Annotated in this window: 13 protein-coding genes; 5 read left to right on the top strand and 8 right to left on the bottom strand. The window is 69.5% G+C overall.

Annotated features, from left to right (window positions below):
- Nucleotide 1: 1 nt before the first annotated feature.
- From ABTZ59_RS20090 to ABTZ59_RS20075, 4 genes are all read right to left on the bottom strand, one after another.
- Nucleotides 2-958 carry an ABC transporter substrate-binding protein gene (locus ABTZ59_RS20090; RefSeq protein WP_351404769.1) on the bottom strand — a complete coding sequence of 319 codons (957 nt, stop codon included), beginning with the start codon at nt 956-958 and terminating at the stop codon, nt 2-4.
- Nucleotides 955-1,626 (bottom strand): ABC transporter permease, encoded by a 672-nt coding sequence (locus tag ABTZ59_RS20085; RefSeq protein ID WP_351404762.1) that lies wholly within the window; start codon nt 1,624-1,626, stop codon nt 955-957. The genes ABTZ59_RS20090 and ABTZ59_RS20085 overlap by 4 nt, the downstream gene beginning before the upstream one ends.
- Nucleotides 1,623-2,303: an ABC transporter permease gene (locus ABTZ59_RS20080; protein ID WP_351404750.1), complete on the bottom strand. Its 681-nt coding sequence runs from the start codon at nt 2,301-2,303 to the stop codon at nt 1,623-1,625. Before ABTZ59_RS20080 ends, ABTZ59_RS20085 begins: the two co-directional genes overlap by 4 nt.
- 187 nt (nt 2,304-2,490) lie before the next feature.
- On the bottom strand, nt 2,491-4,251 hold the full coding sequence (locus ABTZ59_RS20075) for a pectate lyase-like domain-containing protein (protein ID WP_351404734.1): 1,761 nt from the start codon (nt 4,249-4,251) through the stop codon (nt 2,491-2,493).
- Nucleotides 4,252-4,622: 371 nt separating this feature from the next.
- Between ABTZ59_RS20075 and ABTZ59_RS20070 the strand changes: the two genes are divergently transcribed.
- The 4 genes from ABTZ59_RS20070 (at nt 4,623) to ABTZ59_RS20055 (ending at nt 9,280) form a co-directional block, all read left to right on the top strand.
- Nucleotides 4,623-6,491 (top strand): discoidin domain-containing protein, encoded by a 1,869-nt coding sequence (locus ABTZ59_RS20070; RefSeq protein ID WP_503003193.1) that lies wholly within the window; start codon nt 4,623-4,625, stop codon nt 6,489-6,491.
- A gap of 60 nt (nt 6,492-6,551) precedes the next feature.
- Nucleotides 6,552-7,487 carry a DUF1996 domain-containing protein gene (locus ABTZ59_RS20065; RefSeq protein ID WP_503003240.1) on the top strand — a complete coding sequence of 312 codons (936 nt, stop codon included), beginning with the start codon at nt 6,552-6,554 and terminating at the stop codon, nt 7,485-7,487.
- A gap of 73 nt (nt 7,488-7,560) precedes the next feature.
- Nucleotides 7,561-8,148, top strand: a complete 588-nt coding sequence (locus ABTZ59_RS20060; protein WP_351404723.1) for a DUF305 domain-containing protein — start codon at nt 7,561-7,563, stop codon at nt 8,146-8,148.
- Nucleotides 8,149-8,227: 79 nt separating this feature from the next.
- Nucleotides 8,228-9,280, top strand: a complete 1,053-nt coding sequence (locus ABTZ59_RS20055) for a LacI family DNA-binding transcriptional regulator (protein WP_351404715.1) — start codon at nt 8,228-8,230, stop codon at nt 9,278-9,280.
- Between the two features lie 19 nt (nt 9,281-9,299).
- On the opposite strand, the gene ABTZ59_RS20050 is transcribed toward ABTZ59_RS20055, so the two are convergent.
- From ABTZ59_RS20050 to ABTZ59_RS20035, 4 genes are all read right to left on the bottom strand, one after another.
- Nucleotides 9,300-10,037, bottom strand: coding sequence for a fibronectin type III domain-containing protein (locus ABTZ59_RS20050; protein WP_351404700.1), 738 nt, complete (start codon nt 10,035-10,037; stop codon nt 9,300-9,302).
- A 33-nt stretch (nt 10,038-10,070) separates the two neighbouring features.
- Nucleotides 10,071-10,673, bottom strand: a complete 603-nt coding sequence (locus ABTZ59_RS20045; protein WP_351404692.1) for a hypothetical protein — start codon at nt 10,671-10,673, stop codon at nt 10,071-10,073.
- A 186-nt stretch (nt 10,674-10,859) separates the two neighbouring features.
- A complete protein-coding gene (gene lpdA, locus ABTZ59_RS20040) occupies nt 10,860-12,266 on the bottom strand; it encodes a dihydrolipoyl dehydrogenase (protein WP_351404689.1) in 1,407 nt (468 codons plus the stop codon).
- 79 nt (nt 12,267-12,345) lie between these two features.
- Nucleotides 12,346-12,747 carry a DUF6221 family protein gene (locus ABTZ59_RS20035; protein WP_351404678.1) on the bottom strand — a complete coding sequence of 134 codons (402 nt, stop codon included), beginning with the start codon at nt 12,745-12,747 and terminating at the stop codon, nt 12,346-12,348.
- Between the two features lie 203 nt (nt 12,748-12,950).
- Between ABTZ59_RS20035 and ABTZ59_RS37405 the strand changes: the two genes are divergently transcribed.
- Nucleotides 12,951-13,028 carry a 50S ribosomal protein bL37 gene (locus ABTZ59_RS37405; protein WP_503003238.1) on the top strand — a complete coding sequence of 26 codons (78 nt, stop codon included), beginning with the start codon at nt 12,951-12,953 and terminating at the stop codon, nt 13,026-13,028.
- Nucleotides 13,029-13,069: the final 41 nt, after the last annotated feature.

Here is a 13,069-nt window from a genome sequence, read left to right as displayed (position 1 = left end):
TTCAGTGCGCGGCCGGGATCAGCCTCTTCGATTCCAGATAGCTCCGCGCGACGTCCTCGGGGAGCCGGCGCCAGCTGTCCACCCGCTGGTTCAGCGAGGCCAGGTCCTTGGTGGTGAGTACGGTGTTCAGCTTGTCCAGTGCCGTGGTCACGCCCTTGGCACCGGCCCGCGCGCGGTTGACGACGGGCACGATGTAGTCGGCGTTCTGGAGATGTCTGTCGTCGGCGAGGAGCACCAGGCCGAACTGGTCGAGTGTCGCGTCGGTGGTCGTGGTGAGGACCATCTGGTCCTGGCCGTTCTGCACGGCCCGCTTCGCCGGCGTCGTCCCCACCCCCTTGGGGTCGACGGCGGTGATGTCGATGCCGTACGTCTTCTTCAGACCCGGCTCGCAGTAGGGGCGCCGTACGCACTCGTCGCCCGCCGCGAGCCTGACCGGCAGCCGGGACCGGCCCAGGTCGCTCAGTGTGCTGAGCCGGTGCTTCCTGGCGTAGGCGGCGGTGACGGCGAAGGCGTTCTGGTCGACGGCGCGGCCCGGGTCGAGGACGATCAGCCCGCGCGGCGCGGCGAGGGAGCGCAGCGCCTTCATCGTCGCGCCCAGATCGGGTGAGCCGACGGGTTTCGCGTCGGGGCCGTGGGCCTTGGCGTTCAGCCAGTCGGCGAAGGTCGCCGCGTACTCGGGCACGACATCGATCTGGCCGCTCTCCAGGGCCGGTTCATAGATCTCCCGGTTGGTGACGGAGAGGATGCGGGTGTGATAGCCCGCGCGGTCCAGCAGCAGCGCGTACATCTGGGCGAGCAGATCGCTCTCGGTGAAGCCGGCCGAGCCGATGGTCAGATGCCTGCTGTCGCCGGGCGGTGCGGTGACATCGCCCCGATTCTCCAGGGACGGTCCGGTGGCGCAGCCGGTGGCCAGGAGGAACGAGCCGGCCAGGACGGCGGCGGTGCGCGCCGCCCTCATCCCCCGCTCCTCACCCAGCGCGGCCCCAGCCGTCGCACCAGCTCGAACACCCCCTCCACCAGCAGCGCGAACAGGGCGACGAGCACCGCGCCCGCGACCACCTGGGGGGTGTCGGCGAGATTGAATCCGGCGGTGATGATCCGGCCGAGACCACCGCCGCCGACCAGGGCCGCGATGGTCGCGGTCGCCACCAGTTGGACGGCGGCGATCCGTACGCCGGTGAGGATCAGCGGCAGGGCGAGCGGCACCTCGACCCGCCGGAGCAGCTGAGGGCCCGTCATCCCCATGCCACGGGCGGCCTGGACGACATCGCGGTCCGCCCCGCGCATCCCCACGTAGGCGTTGGTGAGCAGCGGTGGGATCGCGAACAGCACCAGCGCGATGATCGTCGGCCACTGTCCATGGGTGCCGATCGGGGTGAGCAGCAGCAGGACGAGAACGGCGAAGGTCGGCACGGCCCGGCCGACATTGGAGATATTGACGGCCAGCGCGCCGCCCCTGCCCAGATGACCGAGGACCAGCGCGACGGGCAGTGCGATCGCACAGCTGATGACCAGGCAGACGACGGTGAGGAAGAGATGCTCGCCGAGCCGGTTCCAGACCCCGCCGGCCCCGGACCAGTTCGAGGCGCTGGTGAGCCAGGTCCAGGCCGCCGCGAGCGTGTTCACGCGCGGCGCTCCCTCGCCCAGGGGGAGAGCAGCCGCTGGAGTCCGAGCAGCAGCAGATCGGCGGTGACGGCGATGATCACGCAGAGGACGGAGGCGGTGAGCACCTGTGCCTTGAAGAAGGTGTTCATCCCGGCGTAGATGAGATTGCCGAGCCCTCCGTAGCCGACGATCGCCCCGATGGTGACGAGGGAGACGGCGGAGACGGTCGCGATCCGCAGCCCGGCCATGGCGGCGGGCAGGGCGAGTGGCAGCTCGACGGTGAGCAGCAGCCTGATCGGTCCGTATCCCATCCCTCGGGCGGCCTCCAGGGTTTCCTCGGGGACGGCGCGCAGTCCGGCCAGGATGTTCCGTACGAGCAGGGTCAGCGAGTAGAGGACCAGCCCGGCGACGACGAGCGAGGCGGCCAGCCCGTAGAGCGGCAGCAACAGGGAGAACATCGCGAGCGAGGGGATGGTGTAGAGGATGGTCGTGATGCCGAGCACGGGCCCGACCGCCCAGTTCCAGCGGCGGGCGGCCAGGGCCAGGGGGACGGCGATGACCAGCGCGAGCAGGATGGCGAGGAAGGTCAGATGGAGATGCTGGAGCACCGCGTCCCACAGGATCGTGCGGCGGCTGGAGAGATAGTCGCCGCAGATCCACTCGTTGCGCGCGAGGCAGTCGTCCGGAGGCGCGGTCACCCGTCCATTGGACGCCCGCGTACGGCCGGCCGCGCGCGGTGTTGGACCGTACGGATGGCGGAGCCACCGGGACCCCCGGGGCGGACGGGTGACACCCCGGGTCGGCCGGGAGCCGGGGCAGCGCGCACGCGGTCCCCGGCGCGCGCCGCGTGCGGTCCACACCGCTCGCGGCGCGCGCCGATCACCGTCAGGGGAAGGACACCACCGTCGAGGGCACGGTCGTCGTGCCCGAGGTGGCGGCGCCGATGGCGTTGATGACGTGGTCGTACTGCCCGTTGCCGCTGAGCGAGACGACGAGCAGGCCGTGGAATCGCACGCCCGGGACCGCGGGCGCGGCGAAGCCGTGGGCCTGGCGGATGCTCGGGTCCACGTTGTAGTAGCAGTAGCTGCCCAGTCCCCAGCCCTCGTGCGTGGTCACGGTGTCGGCGACCTTGTAGGCGGCGTAGCCCCTGATGGAGCCGTTCTGGATGGCGGCCTGGTTGGGAGCGTCGTACGCCTTCTCGTTCTGGAAGAAGATCGTGCGGCCCCGCTGGCCGTTCCACTGGACGTCGTACTTGTTGAAGTGCTCGACGAACAGCCCGGTGGCCAGTACGTCGTCGCCGTTGACGATCACACCGTAGTCGGCCCGGTTGGTCTCCCAGCCGACGCCGTCCCCGTGGTCGGCGCGCCAGACCCAGGTGTGGTCGATGATGGTGTGCCGGTTGTTGACGACCATGCTGGTGGTGGCCTTGCCGGGGCCGGCGCCGCCGATCCTGATGAAGACGTCCTGCACGGTGGTGGGGTTGGCGGAGTGGTCGGTGGAGGTGCCCTGCGGCCCGATCTCCAGCAGGGTGGCGGAGTTGACGGTTCCCGCGTCGATCAGGAAGCCCGCGAGCCGTACCCCGTCGACATCGGCGACCCTCAACGCCGTCACCCCGTTGTCCGGCACGAGCGTGGCATAGCCGAGGCCGAGGACCACCGTGTTCGCGCGCTCGACCCGGACGGTCCGGTCGAGGTGGTAGATGCCGGGCGTGAACAGCAGATTGAGCCCCTGCGTGAGCGCCTCGTTGAGGGTGGCCGCGGAAACGCCGGGCTTGGCGACATAGAACTGGGTGAGCGGCAGTGACGTACCCCTGGGCGTGCCGCTTCCCCAGGTGGTGCCGCGTGCGTTGGTGCGCAGCTCCGGCAGGAAGACCCGGTAGTCGGCGCCGTCGAGGTAGAGGAAGGGCTTCTCGCGTGAGACGGGGGTGTTGGTCAGGGTGGTGTAGGGCGGGTTGGGGAAGCTTTGGCCGGGGGCGCCTTCGACGCCGGAGAAGGTCATGTTCCAGACGGCGTTGGTCCAGCCGCCGACGGAGCTGTCGCGGGTGTACCACTGCTGCTGGGAGTAGGGGCCGACCGTGCCGTCGATCCGGCTGTCGGCGATATAGCCGCCGCTGGCCCAGCCGTAGCCGTTGGGTGCGAGGTTGAGGCCGCCCCTGACGTGCATACGGCGGAAGGGGGCCGCCTGGGCGACGGCCCAGCGGTTGGTGCCGTTGACGGGGTTGAGGGCCAGGTTCTCGGCGGAGCGCCAGAAGTTCTGGGTGGCGTTGCCGTTGAACCAGCCGGCGTCCACGGTCACATCGCCGTTGAAGGTGGTGTCGTCGGGCGAGAGCCCGAGGCCGGAGATCGAGGTGTAGAAGCCGAGCTGCGCGTTGATGTTGTGGTACGTGCCGGGCTTGAACAGCAGCTGGTAGCGGCCCGAGCCGAACTGCGCCGACTCCTGCTGCCGGAAGATCTCGTCCAGCCTGCCCTGGATGTTCGGCGTCGACGGATCGAAGACCACCACATTCGGCCCGAGATCACCACCGCCCGGCAGGGCCGCGGCGCCGGTACGCGCGGACGCGGGCGAGGACAGCGCGAGCACGCTCGGTGCGGACGCGGCGGCTGCCATGACGCCAAGGACCGTACGACGTGTGGGGGGAGTTGGCATGGCGGCTCTCCTTGTTCAGAATATGAACGATGCGGGTGGTAGGGAGCGCTCTCTCACTCAGGCATGTTCACGGCATGTGAACACCCCGTCAAGGGAGATGACCGGTTCCGCATCGCGTCGACTCCCAACCACCCCTGGAATAAGGGAATATGAGCGGCTATCCAGGCTGATCGAGCACGCTTCCCGGCGTGCGAGGTTGTATTCATGAAGTGACGATTCCACGGAACGGGAATCCGTGTGCCACCGGCGCCTTGACACCTTACTGGGCTGCTTCTACGTTCCACGAGAGCGCTCTCTCGCTGTGGTCTCCCCAGCCCGGCCCCTCCCGCGGGCTGTGTTCCGAGCTCCCCCACCCCTCTCGAAGGAGAGCCATGCGCCCACGTCTTCTCTTCGCCTCCGCCGCCGCGGTCGTCGCCGCGATGACGGCGGCGACGGCACCGAGCGCGACCGGCGCCCCCCAAGCCGCGGCCGCGGCCTGGGACAGTGACCTCGCGGCGGCGGCCCAGAGCGCGAACCCGGCCGCCGCCACCGCGTCCGGCAGCGAGAGCCCCGACCTGGGACCCGGCGCCGCCTTCGACGGCAACGGCGCCACCCGCTGGTCGAGCAACGCCGTCGACAACGCCTGGATCCGGGTCGATCTCGGCCAGACTCTCCGTATCGACCGGGTCACCCTCGACTGGGAAGCCGCCTACGGCAAGAAGTACGTGCTGGAGGTGTCGGGTGACGGCACCAACTGGCGGCCCTTCTACACCGAGGACGCGGGCACCGGCGGGAGCGTCACCGCGCACACCTACCCGCAGGAGGTCAGGGGCCGGTACGTACGTCTGCGCGGCGTCGAACGCGGCACGCCCTACGGCTACTCGCTCTACTCGTTCAAGATCTACGGCGGCGACCCGGCACCCGCCTCCACCACCCGGGCCAATCTCGCGCTCCACCACCCGGCCTACAGCAACCTCTACCAGCACGCGGGGAACTCCCCGGCGTTCGTCACCGACGGCGGCTGGCCCGCCGCCCTCAAAGGCGACCAGACACGGTGGGCGAGCGACTGGAACGCCAATCGCTGGGTCTCCGTCGACCTCGGCGCATCCTCCACCATCAACAGTGTGGACCTGTACTGGGAAGCCGCGTACGCCGTCGACTTCGAGATCCAGGTCTCCGACGACAACAGGACCTGGCGCACCGTCCACCGTCCCTCCGCCGCCGAGATCGCGGCGCGCCGCGCCGACATCAAGTCCCCGGCCGAGGCGGCCGGGCGCCATGACGCCATCACTCTCACCACACCCGCCACCGGACGCTATGTGCGCATGCTCGGCAAGGAGCGCCGCTCCTTCTACAATCCCGCGCCCGCCACGGCCCAATTCGGCTACTCCCTCTACGAGTTCCAGGTGTGGGGCACCGGCGGCAGCGCGGCGGCCGGCTATCCCGCGCTCCCCGGCGAGCAGGGTGGCGCGTACCGTACGACGTTCTTCGACGACTTCACGGGAGCCTCACTCGACCGCTCGAAGTGGCGGGTCGTCAGGACGGGCCAGGAGATGGGCTCGGTCAACGGCGAGGCACAGGCGTATGTCGACTCCCCCGACACCATCCGTACCGCGAACGGCAGCCTGATCCTGAGCCCGAAGTACTGCAAGGGCTGCACCCAGGCGGGCGGCGGGACGTACGACTTCACCTCGGGGCGTATCGACACCAACACCACGTTCGACTTCACCTACGGCAAGGTCAGCGCCCGGCTGAAGCTCCCGGTGGGCGACGGATACTGGCCCGCCTTCTGGCTGCTGGGCAGCAATGTCGACGACCCGGCCGTGTCCTGGCCCGCCTCGGGCGAGACGGACATCATGGAGAACATCGGCTACGGCAACTGGACCAGCACCGCCCTGCACGGACCGGGCTACTCCGCCGACGGCAACATCGGCGCACAGCAGTACTATCCCGGCGGGGCAAGCGCGGACCAGTGGCACACGTACGCGGTCGAGTGGACGCCCACCACCATGCGGTTCTTCGTGGACGACCGGCTGGTCCAGGAGACCACCCGCAACAAGCTGGAGTCCACGCGCGGCCAGTGGGTCTTCGACCACAACCAGTACGTGATTCTCAACTTCGCGCTCGGCGGCGCCTATCCGGCCGGCTGGAACAAGGTCACCACGCCCTACTGGGGGCTGCCGCAGTCCAGCGTCGACCGTATCGCCCAGGGCGGCATCCAGGCAGAGATCGACTGGGTGCGGGTCGAACAGAAGGGCTGATACGGGAACCACTGCCCCACACATCACGACAACCCATGGATTGGAGCCCTTGTGAGAAGGATCCTCGCTCCCCCCACCGCGCCCTCCCGGTCCCGTTGGCGCCGGCTGTCAGGGCTCGCCGCGGCGTCCGTGGCCGTTCTGCTCATCGCCGGCTTCAGCTACCCGGCAGAGCGGGCGCAGGCAGCGCACGCGCAGGCAGCGCCCGCCCCGGCAGCGCCCGCCGCCGAGGCCGAAGAGGTGGTACGCGTCGCCGAGTTCCTCGCGGAGTGCCCCTACAGCCACCGGGCCACCGACGACCCCATCGTGTTCCCCGGCCTCCCCGGCGCGTCCCATATGCACAGCTTCTTCGGGAACACCTCCACGAACGCCCACTCGGACCTGACCAGTCTGGAACGGGCGTCCAGCAATTGCAGCCCGGCCACCGATCTCTCGTCGTACTGGGTGCCGACCCTGTACAACGGTGACACCGCGGTCGAGCCGACCGGAACGACCTTCTACTACCTGGGAGAAGGCGTACGCGACGACATCATCGCGAAGATCCAGCCGATGCCCAGGGGTCTGCGCGTCGTGGCCGGCAACGCCAAGGCGACCGGCCCCAACGACAACACCATCTCCCGCTGGTCGTGTCTGCACCACGGCGAGGTCGGGTCCTCGCCCAACTTCGTGAACTGTCCGGCCGGTTCGATGCTGGAGTCCTATCTCGACTTCCCGCAGTGCTGGAACGGCAAGGACCTCGACTCGGCGGACCACAAGAGCCATATGTCCTATCCGGTGGCGGGCGCATGCCCCTCCACACACCCGGTCCCCGTGCCCAAGCTGCGGCAGGTGCTCCGGTATCCCGTCAACGGAGATCCCGCGCGGTTCCGGCTGGCGTCGGGGCCCGGATACACCATGCACGGCGACTTCTTCAATGTCTGGCCCGCCGCCGAGATGGAGCGCCGCGTCCGTGACTGCATCAACCCCATCATCAAGTGCGGTGCGGACGGCCGTCCCTGATTGACCGCCACCTCACACCCCCCACACGCCCGCCCGGGTCTCCCCGGGCGGGCCCTTCACGGGACAACCCACCATGAAGCGACATCTCGTCACACCCCTGTCGGCCCTGCTTCTCCTTCCTCTGCCGCTCCTGTCGTCGAGCGGCTGCTCCCCCTCGGCCGAGCGGCCGGCCCCCGCCGTCAGTTCCTCGGCGCCCGCCCCTTCGTCCGGCGCGCCGTTCACCGCCACCGACTCCGGCTGGATCCAGCTGATGACCCCGATGAACGAGCAGGCCGGGCGGCTTCTCGCGCTGGCCTCCGCCCAGGAGTCCACACCCCAGTTGGCGTCATGGGCCGCCGCGCTCGCGGAGGAACACCGTACGGAGCTGGCCCAACTCCGCCAACTGCTCGGCCGCATGGGCCTGCCCGGCACCAACGTGCACGAGGGCCATGACATGCCGGGCATGGTCACGGACGCGGATCTCGACCGTGCCCGCGGGCTCACGGGCGCGGAGTTCGACGGCTTCGTGCGCCGGGAGATCCGCGCGCATCTCGAACAGTCACAGCGCGTCTCCCGCTCCGAGTCCCGGGCGGGCGGCGGCGAGGAGGCGAAGCGGCTCGCCGGGCGCATCGCCGACGCGCGCGCCGAGCAGTTGAGGACGCTCTCCTCGCTGGGCCGGTGACCGCCCGGTACGGCGGGGGCGCACCGTACGGCGAGGCCGCCGGGGTGCCGGCGGGGACGGCGCGGATATAAAGGACCTCATGGATGCCGACTCCCCGCCCCCTTCCCGCCCGGTGACACTGGAGGACGTGGCCCGCGTCGCCGGTGTGTCCCGGGCCACGGTGTCCCGGGTCATCAACGAGACACCCACGGTGGACCAAACGCTCCGGCACGCCGTGGAGAAGGCGGTGGCCGCCACCGGGTACGTGCCCAATCGTGCCGCCCGCTCGCTCGTGACCCGGCGGACGGGGTCGGTCGCGCTCGTGGTCTCCGAACAGGAGAAGCGCCATGCCGCCGCCCCCTTCCTCGGCCGGGTGTTCACCGACCCGCACTTCGGGCGCGTGGTCAGCGGGCTGGTCGATGTGCTGCGGCCCGCCGGTGTCCATCTCGTCCTGATGCTGGTGGACGACGAGGCCTCCCGACTCCAGACCCTCTCGTATCTGCGGCAAGGGCATGTGGACGGGGTGGTGTTGATCTCGTCGCATGTGGACGATCCGCTGCCGCGGCTGCTTGCCGACACCCGGCTGCCCGCCGTCTTGTCGGGGCGTCCGCAGCGCGACTCCTCGCTCGCGTTCGTGGAGGCCGACCAGCGCGCGGGAGCCCGGCTGGCCGCCGATCATCTGGTGTCACTGGGCCGCACCCGGATCGGCTCGGTGGCCGGACCGCAGGACATGCCCGCGGCCCGGGAGCGGCTGGAGGGGTTCCGGGCGGCCCTCGCGGAGCACGGCGTGCACGATGTCCCTTGGACGGAGGGCGACTTCACCCATACGGGGGGCGCGTCGGCCGTACGGGAACTGCTCGCGCTGCGGCCGGATCTGGACGGGCTGTTCGTGGCGTCCGACCTCATGGCGCTCGGTGCGCTGCCGGTCCTCCAGCGCGCGGGCAGAGAGGTGCCGCGGGATGTGGCGGTGGTGGGTTTCGACGACAGCCATGCCGCCCAGTCCTGCGACCCGCCGCTGACCACCGTACGGCAGCCGGTCGAGGAGATGGCCTCCGCGACGGCCCAGCTCCTGCTGCGCCAGATCGCCCGGCCGGGCCAGGCCGTGCGGTCGGAACTGTTCGCGCCCGAGTTGGTGGTCAGGGCGTCCGCTTGAGCGGCCAGGTCTTGTCCGCTCAGTCCTCGGCCGGCTCGCCGGTTGTCAGCCGGGGGACGTTCGACCGCGCTCCGTAGGTGAAGGCGCGGACCCGGTACGAAGCCCGCTTCTCGGTGGGGAGTGTGATCAGACCGCACGCGTTGATGTCGGGGTCGAGGACGGCGACCGGCGCGTAACCGGAACCGCCCCGGGTACGCGACTCCAGCAGGAACCCCTCCTCGTCCGAGGCGTGATCGGTCCACGTGAAGAGAATGCCGTTCGCATGCTTGACCATCGCCTTGAGCCCGGTGGGTGCGGCGACTCCCCCGTCCCGGACGGAACGACCGGTCGCCGACCGTCCTGGATCCCTGCGCGGGGCCAGCCAGTCGTGGTCCGACTCCTGGTCGTCCGTGGTCAGTTCACCCGGCGGCAGGGAGACGTCGACCGGCGCCGACGCCGGACCGTCGAAGGTCCTCAGGCGGTAGAAGAAGGTCGTGCGCGGCATCAGATCGGGGTGACGGTAGCTCGTCACGCCCGGTGGGAGGTACTGGAGGACGGTGTACGGGCCCGCCTCGTCCGTCGCGAACTCCAGCACATGGCCAAGGGCGCCGGGCCCGCCGCCCCGCCAGCTGAGATCGATGTCGGTGGGCGTGGTCAGGACCGCGCGGAGCGTGGCGGCGGCTCCGCCCGGGGACGTGGCGGGTCCCCGGGCGGGGCGCTCGGCCGGCGGCTGCGCGGTACACGCCGCTGCCGCCAGCACGACTGCGACGGCAGGCACCGCTGCTCGGATCGCGGGGCGCACGGGCGTCCGCTACTTGCGCCAGAAGCGGATGTCGCTCCAGACCACCGTGGCCGGTCCGTTGCCACTGTTGGTGCGGTAGGCGCCGAACTTGTCGTAGAAGCTGCCGCCGGGGCTGTCGTAGGTGTGCTTGAGCGACCCGTTGATGTACGTACGGTGCGATGTGCCGACCTGGTGAACGGTGTTGACGCGGACCGTCGCTCCGACGGTGCCGGCGTTGGAGAGGGTGTCGCCGCCATGGACCGCGTACAGTCGCCCGCCGCGTTCGGCGGCGAGCATGAAGTAGGGGCCGGACCCCGACTCGTTGAAGGTCTGCTTGAGGCTGATGCGGGTACCGCTCAGGCTGCTGATGCGGAAGTAGCCCTCGAACTGCCGGGTGCCCCCGGTGTACGTGGCGTACCTGCGTTCGGCGCGCTGGTCGCCGCTCGCGGTGGAGCAGGTGAGTGTGAACGTCAGCCCGTCGACCTGGCCGCACCCCCGCTCCTGGACCGTGAAGGTGGGCGAGACGGAGGTCCATCCGCCGGGCTCCACCTCGGCGGAGGCCTCTGGGACGGCGAGGATTGAGGAAGCACCCACTGCGGCGAGAACCGTGAACGTCCGAAGGCGTGAAAACATGTCTCACTCACCTCTCTGGTGGGGGGACGCCGACAGAGCCCGCACTCCACATATATGAACGCTGGCCCTGATTTTGAATGGTTGAGTGGAAGATAGGACTGGACCAACCGCCCGTCAAGAGCCTTCCGGCAGTGGGCCGTCGGCGATGCGGAACGTATCCGTCTGATCCACCCCCGCTGTCGGGTGTCAGAAGTTGATCATGTGTCCGGCCAGACCGTGGACGGCCTCCTTGACCGCCTCGCCCAGCGTCGGATGGGCATGCACATTGCGCGCGACCTCATGGACCGTCAGATCCCACTGCTGGGCGAGCGTCAGCTCCGGCAGCAGCTCGGTGACCTCCGGGCCGATCAGATGGGCGCCGAGCAGCTCACCGTACTGGTTGTCGCTGATCAGCTTCACGAAACCGACCGGGTCGCCCAGACCATGGGCCTTGCCGTTCGCGGTGAAGGGGAACTTCACCACCTTCACATCATGGCCTCGCTCGCGCGCCTGCTCCTCGGTCCAGCCGAAACTGGCGATCTGCGGCTGACAGTAGGTGGCGCGCGGGACCATCACGAAGTCCAGCTCCATGGTCTCCGCGCCTGCGATGGTCTCGGCCGCGATCACTCCCATGGACTCGGCGGCGTGGGCCAGCATCAGCTTCGCCGTGACATCCCCGATCGCGAAGATGTGCGGCACGCTTGTACGGCCGCGTCCGTCCACGTCGATCGCTCCGCGCTCGGTCAGCCGGACGCCGGTGTTCTCCAGGCCGTAGCCCGTGATACGCGGCGCGAAGCCGATCGCCTGGAGGACCTTGTCGGTCTCCAGTACCCGCCGCTGCCCGTCGCGCGAGACGGTGACCCGTACCTTCGCCGACGGATCGCTGTCGTCGATCGCCTCGACCCGGGTGGAGGTCAGCACCTCGATGCCCAGACGCCGGTAGCGCTTCGCGAGTTCCTTGGAGATCTCGACGTCCTCCAACGGCACGAGCCGGTCAAGGAATTCGACGATCGTGACCTTCACCCCGTAGTTGTGCAGCACATACGCGAACTCGACGCCGATGGCGCCCGCGCCGGCGATGACGATGCTCTCCGGCAGCGTCTCGGAGAGGATCTGCTCCTCGTAGGTGACGACGCGCTCGCTCAGGGAGGTACCCGGCAGCAGCCGGGTCGTGGTCCCCGTCGCGACGACGCAGTGGTCGAACGACAGGGTCTCCGTGCCGCCCTCCGACAGCGTCACCTGGAGGGTGCGGTCGTCGATGAAGGCGCCACGTCCGTCGTACTCGGCGATGTCGTTCTTCTTCATCAGATAGTGCACGCCGGCGACCCGGCCGTCGGCGACCTTGCGGCTGCGCCTGAACGCCTCCGCGTAGTCGAAGCTGACCCGGCCCTCCACCCGGATTCCGAAGGTCTTCGCCTCCTGCGTGAAGATGTACGCGAGTTCGGCGTTGCGCAGCAGCGCCTTCGAGGGGATGCACCCCACGTTCAGACAGACACCGCCCCAGTACTTCGCCTCGACGACTGCCGTCCGCAGCCCGAGTTGCGTCGCGCGGACCGCTGCGGTGTATCCGCCCGGTCCCGCGCCGAGGACCACGACATCAAAGTGTGTACTCATGATCCACACCATAGGCACCGAAGGCGCCGCCCGTGCTCATCTCGGGAAAACCTGCCGCCTCCCCCACACACGGCACGCGCTACCGGACGAACCGGGGCAGCCACTTCGCCCGGTAGCCGGGATGGCTCGCGTGCTCCGCCGCCATCTGCCGGACGACGAACCCCAGCCCGACGGCGCGGCCGGACCGGAAGTCGGCCGCCGGACGGTCGGTGTCCAGGTGGCACACCTCCTCGTACTCGTCGAGGAGAACCCTGCTCGTCTCGACGCGCCGGAGGGTGTACTCCGGGTTCTGGAGGGCGATGTGCTCGTCATAGCCGCGCGTCCGCACCGTGAACGCGATCCCGCCGGTGCGGTCATGGATCTCGCCCGGCATCTCCGGCGGGCAACGCCAGCGCTCCCCGCCCGCCTCCTGGGCCCGTCCCGCCTCCTCGTCGAGGCGCGCCCGCACGAACGCCAGCAGATCCGCATTGTCGTCAGCCATCAGCTCTCGGTCCTTTACCGTACGGGCGCGGGAGAGGAAGACCTCGGCCCCGGGCACGTTCTACCCTCCAGCAGAGGATGCCGTACAAACGGCGCGGCGCATGAGGATCGCGAGCGTGGGGTAAGCGGTCCGTGGCCGCCGGAGGAAAGCACGGTAGAACGGTGCGTATCCGGCAACGATCACCACTCACGAGAGGAGACGTCATGTCATCGAAGCGGCGCCGCAAGAAGAAGGCGCGTCGTAAGAACAGCGCCAACCACGGCCGACGCCCCCAGTCCTGAGCGGAAGACTCCTCCGTACGGACTACCGTCCAGTGGTCGAG

The organism is Streptomyces sp. NPDC094034, from assembly GCF_040303865.1.
Lineage (GTDB): Bacteria > Actinomycetota > Actinomycetes > Streptomycetales > Streptomycetaceae > Streptomyces.
The sequence above is the reverse complement of the archived record's forward strand: the minus strand, read 5'-3'. Positions and strand labels throughout refer to the sequence as shown.

Bases quoted from the DNA above. Each gene is read 5' to 3' on its own strand.
- ABTZ59_RS20055 (WP_351404715.1), top strand. From the start codon at position 8,228: ATGGATGCCGACTCCCCGCCCCCTTCCCGCCCGGTGACACTGGAGGAC.
- ABTZ59_RS20045 (WP_351404692.1), bottom strand. From the start codon at position 10,673: ATGTTTTCACGCCTTCGGACGTTCACGGTTCTCGCCGCAGTGGGTGCT.
- ABTZ59_RS20035 (WP_351404678.1), bottom strand. From the start codon at position 12,747: ATGGCTGACGACAATGCGGATCTGCTGGCGTTCGTGCGGGCGCGCCTC.
- ABTZ59_RS20075 (WP_351404734.1), bottom strand. From the start codon at position 4,251: ATGCCAACTCCCCCCACACGTCGTACGGTCCTTGGCGTCATGGCAGCC.
- ABTZ59_RS20060 (WP_351404723.1), top strand. From the start codon at position 7,561: ATGAAGCGACATCTCGTCACACCCCTGTCGGCCCTGCTTCTCCTTCCT.
- ABTZ59_RS20090 (WP_351404769.1), bottom strand. From the start codon at position 958: ATGAGGGCGGCGCGCACCGCCGCCGTCCTGGCCGGCTCGTTCCTCCTG.
- lpdA (WP_351404689.1), bottom strand. From the start codon at position 12,266: ATGAGTACACACTTTGATGTCGTGGTCCTCGGCGCGGGACCGGGCGGA.
- ABTZ59_RS37405 (WP_503003238.1), top strand. From the start codon at position 12,951: ATGTCATCGAAGCGGCGCCGCAAGAAGAAGGCGCGTCGTAAGAACAGC.
- ABTZ59_RS20070 (WP_503003193.1), top strand. From the start codon at position 4,623: ATGCGCCCACGTCTTCTCTTCGCCTCCGCCGCCGCGGTCGTCGCCGCG.